The 1,634-nt window shown below is 57.8% G+C and carries 3 protein-coding genes; all 3 read right to left on the reverse strand.

Features of this window, described 5'->3' with window-relative positions:
* Window positions 1-133 precede the first annotated feature (133 nt).
* From luxS to AACS18_RS02930, 3 genes are read right to left on the reverse strand one after another with little or no spacing between them, the layout of a single operon-like run.
* Window positions 134-643, reverse strand: coding sequence for an S-ribosylhomocysteine lyase (luxS, locus tag AACS18_RS02920; protein ID WP_005340462.1), 510 nt, complete (start codon window positions 641-643; stop codon window positions 134-136).
* Between the two features lie 18 nt (window positions 644-661).
* Window positions 662-1,264 (reverse strand): transglycosylase SLT domain-containing protein, encoded by a 603-nt coding sequence (locus AACS18_RS02925; protein WP_108613651.1) that lies wholly within the window; start codon window positions 1,262-1,264, stop codon window positions 662-664.
* Between the two features lie 50 nt (window positions 1,265-1,314).
* Window positions 1,315-1,632 (reverse strand): P-II family nitrogen regulator, encoded by a 318-nt coding sequence (locus AACS18_RS02930; protein ID WP_258228831.1) that lies wholly within the window; start codon window positions 1,630-1,632, stop codon window positions 1,315-1,317.
* Window positions 1,633-1,634 lie beyond the last annotated feature (2 nt).

A 1,634-nucleotide genomic window follows, 5' to 3' on the forward strand; every position in this document is an offset into this window, starting at 1 on the left:
CAGAGTCAGCAAGGGGAGCAAGTCATCCCCATGACCGCGATCGGGCGGAATAAAAAAGAGCCGGTCAGCATGGCTGACCGGCTCTTTTAACATTCCCTGAAGAGGTTATCCGATGAGCGACAGCTCATCAGCCTCACAGACTCTTCAGCTTCTCTTCCGGCAGGGCCAGCTCGTCGTTGTGGTTGACGCCGATACCGCGCTCCAGCACATGACGGGCGATGGCGTGCGCCTCTTCCAGCGAGTGCATGCTGTAGGTGCCGCACTGATACTCGTTCAGCTCGGGGATCTTGGCCTGATCCTGCACGGTCAGCACGTCGCTCATGGCCGCCTGCCAGGCTGCGCCAACACGGGCTTCGTCCGGCGCGCCGATCAGGCTCATGTAGAAACCAGTACGGCAACCCATGGGGGAGATGTCGATGATCTCCACGCCGTTGCCGTTCAGGTGATCACGCATAAATCCGGCGAACAGGTGCTCCAGCGTATGGATACCGCGCTCGGAGAGGATCTCCTGATTCGGCACACAGAAACGCAGATCGAACACGGTAATGGTGTCCTTGTTCGGGGTCTGCATGGTCTTGGCCACACGCACCGCTGGCGCTTCCATACGGGTGTGGTCAACGGTAAAACTGTCCAATAACGGCATTTCTGACTCCTGATTTGGTTACCAGAACCAGCCCCCGCGGGAGAGCTGATCCTTGCATTGACGGTACTGGGCGCCGTAGCGCTGGGCGCGAGCCTCTACCTTGCGAGAGGTCTTCATCAACCACCCCTTGCTGCGATAGCTGCCACGCCGGTAGCCACCCCACCCTTCGTGATAGTTGAGGTACTGGCCATAGGCATCCCACTTGGAGGTGCCATTGAGCCGTTGGGCTTTGTTAGTGTACCAACCCATAAAATCGATGGCGTCGGCAAAATCATCGCGGTCACTCCAGCTGTTGCCGGTTTCTCGCTGGTAATCCGCCCAGGTTTCATCTTTGACCTGAGCATAACCATAAGCCGAACTGGCCCGCCCGGTCGGGATGAAAAGGAAATACTGCATCGGCGGCTGGGCATCATGTACGTAAGAGGACTCCTGATACATCATGGCCATCACCACATGGATCGGCGTCCCCCACTTCTCATTCATCTTGAGCGCGGCCTTGTGCCAGTCAGGCTTCTCGCGAAAGATCTGGCACAGATTCTCCGGCTGAGCCGGTGGACGGGTACTGCAAGCAGTCAGGCCCGCCAACAGGCTGACAACCACCACGAAGCGCATCCATCCCATCAAATGAGGCCACACTTCACGCCTCTGGTCAGGTAAAGAGATAGCCAAGGTCAGATCGCGTCTTCGTTCTCTTCGCCAGTACGGATACGAATGACACGCTCCACCTCGCAGACGAAGATTTTGCCATCACCAATCTTGCCGGTGCGAGCGGTATTCTGGATCGCTTCCAGACAGGCATCGAGATCCTCGTCCTGCACCACCAGCTCCACCTTCACTTTCGGCAGGAAGTCGACCATATATTCGGCGCCGCGATAGAGCTCGGTATGGCCCTTCTGGCGGCCGAAGCCTTTGACTTCGGATACGGTCATGCCGTTGATGCCGATCTCGGCCAGGGCCTCGCGCACATCGTCCAGCTTGAACGGTTTGATGA

Source organism: Aeromonas sp. HMWF015 (assembly GCF_963878965.1).
Taxonomy (GTDB): domain Bacteria; phylum Pseudomonadota; class Gammaproteobacteria; order Enterobacterales; family Aeromonadaceae; genus Aeromonas; species Aeromonas veronii.

Coding starts and splice junctions, on each gene's coding strand:
- luxS (WP_005340462.1), bottom strand. CDS start 643: ATGCCGTTATTGGACAGTTTTACCGTTGACCACACCCGTATGGAAGCG.
- AACS18_RS02925 (WP_108613651.1), bottom strand. CDS start 1,264: ATGGGATGGATGCGCTTCGTGGTGGTTGTCAGCCTGTTGGCGGGCCTG.